The following is a 6,873-nucleotide window of genomic DNA, read 5'->3' as shown; positions in this document are numbered from 1 at the left end:
CGCGTGATCTGCTGGAATCCGAACTCTTTGGCCATGAGCGAGGTGCCTTTACCGGGGCCGCCACGCAGCGCCGCGGCCGGTTTGAAGAAGCCGATGGCGGCACGTTGTTCCTGGATGAAATCGGCGATATGCCATCGGAGCTGCAAACCCGGTTGTTGCGGGTGCTGTCCGATGGCCACTACTATCGGGTGGGGGGGCATCAATCGATCAAATCCAACGTCCGAGTGATTGCCGCCACGCACCAGAACCTCGAAGAGCGGGTGCGTCAGGGCCTCTTCCGTGAAGACCTGTTTCACCGCCTGAATGTGATTCGTTTGCGCTTGCCGCCGCTCAAGGAGCGCCGCGAGGATATCCCGGATCTGGCCATGCACTTTTTGGCGCGGAGTGCGCGAGAACTCGGTGGCGAGCCGAAACAGCTGACGCCAGCGGCCATGGCCTATCTGACCTCGTTGCCCTTCCCGGGTAACGTCCGTCAGCTGGAAAACCTGTGCCACTGGCTCACAGTAATGGCGCCCGGGCAGACGGTCGACATCAACGATCTGCCGCCCGAGCTGCGCCAGGAGGCGTCGGGTATCCCGATGACCGAAACGGCGGTCATGACAACGCCGGCCCAGACCTCGGTGTCAGCACCGATCAGCCTAGGTGCCGAATGGACAGATCAGCTGGCGGTGTTGGTGGATGCGATGCTCCTCGAAGCCTCCGTCCATGGACAGGATGCGGCTCACGCCATTTATGCGCAGCTCATGCAGCGTTTCGAAGGAACGTTGATTGCCCGGGCATTGCACCACACGGGCGGGCGTCGAATCGAAGCAGCACAGTTGCTGGGGATCGGTCGTAATACAATTACGCGCAAAATCCAGGAACTCAGGCTTGATGAGGATGCACCCGCAAAAAATACGGCCAAAGATCACCCGGTTTGAGTCCTGCGACTCGACCAACCGTTTGCTGCTCGATGCGGCAGAGGCGGGGGTGTCGGCCGGCACTGTCTTTGTGGCGCGCCAGCAATTGGCCGGCCGTGGCCGCCGTGGTCGAAGCTGGCAGGCGGCGGCAGATCATAGCCTGACGTTTTCATTGCTGTGGATCTTCCCGCCAGACCCTGCGCGCCTGCAGGGTCTGTCATTGCTGGTCGGCCTGGCCGTTGTGCAGGCTCTGGCCGATCCCCGTTTGGGGCAGCGAGTGGCAGGTGCACGATGCGGTTTGAAGTGGCCGAATGATCTCCTGCTGCACCGGGCCGATAGCGCCTACGCTAAAGCCGGCGGCATTCTGATCGAATCCACGCTCCGGACAATGCCCGAACAGGGGCGGGAGCTGGCGGTGGTGATCGGTATCGGCCTGAATTGCATCGCCGATGCCAGGCTGGATGCCGCTGTCAGCGATCAAACGATAGGCGCCTTGTCGGAACTGTTTGTTGATCCGGTGACGCCGGAAGCATTATTACCCTGCGTGCTGGATGTGCTTTTTGAGCGTTTGCCCGCGTTTGCCTGCGAGGGGTTTGCCCCGTTTGCGGCTGACTGGAATGCCCAGGATGTCTGGCAGCATCTGCCAATCCAGATGACCGAAGACGGTATCGTGAGCGTAACCGGCATCTGCCAAGGCGTGGGTGCGGATGGGGCGTTACGCGTGAAGACCGACCAAGGTACCGAATACATGATGACCGGCGATGTTAGCCTGCGCAGGATATAGTTTAAAGATGAAGCTCTTACTGGATTTCGGAAACACCCGCCTTAAATGGGCGCTGGCCGACGCAAGCCGACAGCTCGTGCAGCGAGGTGCGGTGGATTATGCGCTGCCAACTTTGGATGCCTGGTGCCATCAGTTGGCTGCCGTCGATGTGCAACAGATTCTCTATGCCAGCGTGGTTTCAGCGGCGCAGGAGACATCCGTCCTCGCGCGTTGGCATGTGATGCCAGAGCGCTTTTCCGTGAGCCCGCAAGCAGGGGTTTTGCGCAATGCCTACGGGACACCCGAGACATTGGGCGTTGATCGCTGGGCATCGGCCATAGGTGCCTGGGCGATGGTGGGGCAGCCCTGTCTGGTGATTGGTGCAGGAACCGCCACAACCATTGATCTGATCGACGCCGACGAACATGGCGGGGTTTACCGGGGCGGGTTGATTCTTCCGGGCGTGGATCTGATGCTGGATGCCTTGCATCTGCGTACGGCACGATTACCTCGTGCTCAAGGGGTATACCGGGCGATGCCGCAGATGCCAGATAATACCCATGATGCCATGACGAGTGGTGCCATTGAGGCCACCTGCGGTGCCATTGAACGCATGGGACGGCGCCTGTCAGCAGATGCGCCATGGCTCGTGACGGGCGGCAGTGCGCTCGCGCTGCAGTCTGCCATGGGCACGCGCCTAAAGCGCGTCGACGATCTCGTGCTCTCTGGCCTGGCGCAAATTCGCTGAAGCGATGATGATGACACCGAGAAAAAAACTACCCCCTAAAGCCCCCGGCAACTTTCGCAAGGTCGTCGTCGAAGAGTTGTTGGCCTTCTGGTCGTTCCTGCAAAGCAACTGGTACTACGTCCTGCCCGGATTGATGGTCGCGGTATTGCTGATCTATGTCGTGCGCCCGGTGCCCCCGAAAACCATGACGATCGCCACCGGCCAGGCACACTCATCGGCAGACGTGGTGGCTCACAAATATCAGAGTTTTTTCAAGAAACATGGTGTTGATCTCCGGTTACTTCCTACGAAAGGCAATCAGGAAAACCTCGAACTGCTCGAAGCGGGTAAGGTGGATGCAATCTTTGCGCAGGGGGGCTTGCCTCTGGGCGAAAACAGCGAGCATTTGTTATCGCTGGGTTCGATTTCTTATCTGCCCTTATGGTTGTTCTATAACGGCGCGGAGATTGAAGAGGCGGACCTGAATACCTTCCTGTCGACCCGCCGGACATCCATCAATGTGGTGGGCAGTAGCACGCGGGCCTTGCTCGAACCGGTATTGCAAGGGCAGGGCATTGATCTGACAATGCAAGGCTTGGTTGATCTGGATACGGGGAAATCCATAGAGGCGCTCAAGGAGCGCAAGATCGACGCGATGTTTTTGTCAGCCAGCATGGCCTCAGAGAATCTCCATGTCTTGGCGGAAACGCCAGGCCTGAATATCTACAGTTTCAAATTTGCCGATGCGTACGCGCGGCATTATCCGCATCTTTCCGCTCTGACGCTGCCGGCCGGTGCCTTTGATCTACATCCGGCTATTCCCAAAAAGGACATCAAGCTGATTGGCAGCACGATGGATATTCTGACGACAGATAAATTACATCCGGCGCTCCAGCTGTTGTTGATGCAGGCAACCGAGGATTTCGAGCGCAAGCGTGTTTCATATTTCAGCCACGGCAAGTTTCCGGCTTACATCGACACCCGTATACCGGAAAGTGATGTGGCTCGCCGTTTCTTCAAGGAGGGTTCGCCACTCCTCTGGGGGTATGTTCCTTACTGGCTGGCCAGTCTGTTTGACGAGATCTGGTTCTACTTGCTGGCGATTGGTGCGATCGTCATACCGCTCATGAGTTTTTTGCCGAGCTACCGCAAGACACATGCGGAGTTGAGTATGGAGTCCTGTTACGACGAACTCCGTCAGGTTGAAAATGAGATGGTTTTCCGTCGGGACATGGATGCGCCGATCACGGCTGATTTGCTCGACCAGCTGGATGCGCTCAAAGATAAGGCGCGAGCACTCTGGGTGCCGACCGGCAACCGGACGGCCTATTACGATTTGCGTGCGGCCATTAATATTGTGCGTGAAGACATTGTGGCCAGCCTTGAGATGCCCGACCGTCGAGCCTAAAAACCGCGGGCTGTAGGCTTGATCAGCGGATCTCAATATCCGGTAGGGCAGTCACTTGCTGGCGCAGCGTTTTACGTGCCGCTTGGCAGCCGGGGTAAATTTTTTCCACGATGGCCCAGAAGCGTGGGCTATGGTTCATTTCCAGCAGGTGCGCCAGTTCATGGGCGATGACGTAATCGATCAGGGGCATCGGCAAGTGAACCAAACGCCAGTTGAGGCGAATATGACCGGCGCTGGTGCAGCTCCCCCAGCGCGTACGCGCCTGCGATAAAGACAGCGGCGGCATGGCAACGCCCAGGCGCGCTGCGTAATGTGCCACGCGAACCTCGAACACTTGCATGGCCTCGATGCGTAACCATTTGACCAGTGCCCGTTGGTTTGCCAGATCGTCGAGCGGTGTCCGGGTATGCAATCGAAGCAAGGCCGCTGATTTCTCAATACGCATGCTGCGCGCAGAATGCGTGACAAGCTGTACGAGGTGTTTTTCGCCAAGGAGCAGCAAGGGCACGTTGCCGGAAACCCGCCAATCCCGATTCAGCCGTTCGGTCCGCCAGGCATCCAGTTTGCGCAGGATCCAGGCTTCATGCTCGCGTAACATCGATTCCGCCTGGCGGATGGTGAGGCTCATGGGGCCCAGAACGCGTAGCCCACGGTGGTCAACCGTCAGACACAGTCGGCGTCGCTGACTGCGGTGGATCGTATACGGCACGATCCGGTCGGAAAACGTGATGCAACGGGCCTGTTCGCCGGCGGCTGACGGTGCAGCCGGTGCTGTATTAGTACTGAATAGCCGGAGGAAGTTCATGCATCGCCTCGCGGATCCAGGTTTCCACGCGGGCATTCAACGCGCTTTCGCTCAGGCCGGTCGGATCAATCGGTGGCCCAAATCGGATAGTAATCTTGCCCGGTTTTTTGACAAAAGCGTTGCGCGGCCAGAGCTCGCCGGCATTGTGCGCTACGGGAACGACGGGGGCGCCGGTACAGCTAGCCAGATGGGCACCACCCGCTTTGAATTTGCCCATTTTGCCGGCTGCGACGCGCGTACCTTCCGGGAAGATGATGATCGACAAGCCCTCATGAAGGCGCTGTTCTCCCTGGGTCACAATCTTCTCCAGGGCGGCTTTACCGGCACTGCGGTCAATCCAGATCATACGCAGTCCCCACAAGGCCCAGCCGAAAAACGGGATGTGCAAGAGTTCACGCTTAAGGACAAATACCGCCGGTGGTGTCCAGATCTGCAGGGCTACGGTTTCCCAGGCCGACTGGTGTTTGGCCAGATAAATCGCCGGCGTACGCAGAATGTTTTCTCGCCCCTGTAGCTCGTAGCGAAAACCCAGAATCAAATGGCACATCCCCATAAAGCCGTAACGCCACATCTGGCAAACGGCATAGCAACAGCGGAACCGCGGGCTTTCGGGCAGGATGTAGGTACACAGCACCAGGATGCCGCAGAAGATGGTCCAGACGGTCAGCACCAGGGAGAACAACGCCGAGCGGAGCACGGTCATACAGTGCACTTAGTCCTTTTTACCTGCTTTACCCAGTAGGGCATCCACGGCGGCGGCCAGATTATTGTAAATGGTTGTTCCCGGCGGCAGGTTGCCCTCGGCGGCTGTTTTTTCGCCTTTACCGGTGCGTACCAGTATGGGCGTGCAGCCGGCGGCGCTCCCGGCCTGCAGATCACGCAGCGAATCTCCGATGGTCGGTATGCCGCTCAGGTCCATGTTGTAGACTTTGGCGATGCGCTCGAACATGCCGGACTTGGGCTTGCGGCAATCGCATTGTTCATCGGCCGTGTGCGGGCAGTAGAAAATGGCATCAACCCGACCGCCGACTGCTGTAAGGCACTTGTGCATCTTTTCGTGCATGGCGTTCAGCGTATCCATGTCGAACAGGCCGCGACCGATACCGGATTGGTTGGTTGCGACCACCACACGGTAGCCCGATTGGTTCAGACGGGCGATGGCCTCGAGACTGCCCTCGATCGGTTTCCATTCGGCGGGCGATTTGATGTACAGCGCCGAATCGACGTTGATGACACCGTCCCGATCGAGAATAATCAGCTTCATGATGGTTCTTTAGACGGCGAGGCGGGCGATGTCCGCCACGGCGTTCATCTGGTCCGACAGTGCCTTGAGCAGTGCCAAACGGTTCTGGCGCACCTTGGCGTCTTCGGCCATCACCATCACGTCTTCGAAGAACGCATCGACGCTGGCGCGCACCTGCGCCAGTGCCATCAAGGCATCGGTATAGGCTTCGGCGCGCATGGCTTCGTCAATGGTCGGGGCCAGGGCGGTCACCTGATCAAACAACGCTTTTTCTGCGGCTTCTGTTAATAGCGCGGCGCTTGGAGCACCCAGTGCGTTAACGTCGTCCACCTTCTTCAGCAGATTGCCGATGCGCTTGTTGGCAGCGGCCAGCGCCAGAGCATCTGGCTGAGCCGAGAACTCGCGCACAGCCGCCAGACGGGCGGGAACCCGATCGATACGGGCCGGGTTGATACCCAGCACGGCTTCCACCACATCCTGCGGCTCGCCTTGATCCTTCAGTAGGTTGCGCAGACGGTCGGTAATAAACCCGAGCAGCGCTGGTTCAAAATCGGTTTGCAAGGTTCCCGCCGGGAAGGTGCCGGCCGACCATGAGATGAGTTGCGGCAACTCCAGCGGCAGCTGGCGCTCCATCAACAGGCGCAGCACGCCCAGTGCGGCACGGCGCAGACCGAACGGGTCGCGGTCGCCAGTCGGTTTTTCGCCGATGCCGAAGAATGCCACCAGGGTATCCAGCTTGTCGGCCAGCGCCACGGCGCAACCGACGTTGTTGCTGGGCAGTTCATCACCGGCAAAGCGCGGGCGGTAATGATCGGCAATGGCTTCGGCCACATCGTTTGCTTCGCCATCATGCTTGGCGTAGTAGCGGCCCATAACGCCTTGCAGCTCCGGGAACTCGCCGACCATATCGGTGACGAGGTCAGCCTTGGCCAGCTCGGCGGCACGTGCCACGTGGGTGGTATCGGCACCAATCGCGTTACCGATCTGTGTTGCCAGGTTCTGTACGCGCAGCAGACGATCCAGTTGCG

8 protein-coding genes are annotated in these 6,873 nt (G+C 59.0%); 4 read left to right on the top strand and 4 right to left on the bottom strand.

Features of this window, described 5'->3' with window-relative positions:
- The 4 genes from AC3GOJ_RS09840 to AC3GOJ_RS09825 form a co-directional block, all read left to right on the top strand.
- The coding region (locus AC3GOJ_RS09840; protein WP_488237293.1) for a sigma 54-interacting transcriptional regulator at positions 1 to 920 on the top strand (920 nt) is incomplete at its 5' end.
- Positions 880 to 1,683: a biotin--[acetyl-CoA-carboxylase] ligase gene (locus AC3GOJ_RS09835; RefSeq protein ID WP_488237292.1), complete on the top strand. Its 804-nt coding sequence runs from the start codon at positions 880 to 882 to the stop codon at positions 1,681 to 1,683. The genes AC3GOJ_RS09840 and AC3GOJ_RS09835, both read left to right, overlap by 41 nt.
- Before the next feature lie 7 nt (positions 1,684 to 1,690).
- On the top strand, positions 1,691 to 2,410 hold the full coding sequence (locus AC3GOJ_RS09830) for a type III pantothenate kinase (protein ID WP_488237291.1): 720 nt from the start codon (positions 1,691 to 1,693) through the stop codon (positions 2,408 to 2,410).
- Between the two features lie 10 nt (positions 2,411 to 2,420).
- The gene (locus AC3GOJ_RS09825; RefSeq protein ID WP_488237290.1) at positions 2,421 to 3,797 is read left to right on the top strand and encodes a TAXI family TRAP transporter solute-binding subunit; all 1,377 of its coding nucleotides are present in this window, start codon (positions 2,421 to 2,423) and stop codon (positions 3,795 to 3,797) included.
- Between the two features lie 22 nt (positions 3,798 to 3,819).
- Here AC3GOJ_RS09825 and AC3GOJ_RS09820 read toward each other — a convergent pair whose 3' ends face one another.
- From AC3GOJ_RS09820 to glyS, 4 genes are all read right to left on the bottom strand, one after another.
- Positions 3,820 to 4,602 (bottom strand): M48 family metallopeptidase, encoded by a 783-nt coding sequence (locus tag AC3GOJ_RS09820; protein ID WP_488237289.1) that lies wholly within the window; start codon positions 4,600 to 4,602, stop codon positions 3,820 to 3,822.
- Entirely contained in the window at positions 4,574 to 5,305 is a 732-nt protein-coding gene (locus AC3GOJ_RS09815; RefSeq protein WP_488237288.1) for a lysophospholipid acyltransferase family protein, read from the bottom strand. Before AC3GOJ_RS09815 ends, AC3GOJ_RS09820 begins: the two co-directional genes overlap by 29 nt.
- A gap of 9 nt (positions 5,306 to 5,314) precedes the next feature.
- Positions 5,315 to 5,866, bottom strand: a complete 552-nt coding sequence (gmhB, locus tag AC3GOJ_RS09810) for a D-glycero-beta-D-manno-heptose 1,7-bisphosphate 7-phosphatase (protein ID WP_488237287.1) — start codon at positions 5,864 to 5,866, stop codon at positions 5,315 to 5,317.
- Positions 5,867 to 5,875: 9 nt separating this feature from the next.
- Positions 5,876 to 6,873 (bottom strand): glycine--tRNA ligase subunit beta (gene glyS / locus AC3GOJ_RS09805; protein ID WP_488237286.1); only part of this gene is annotated, 998 nt, incomplete at its 5' end.

Source organism: Fluviibacter sp. (genome assembly GCF_057744235.1).
This window is presented reverse-complemented; position numbering and strand designations above follow the sequence as displayed.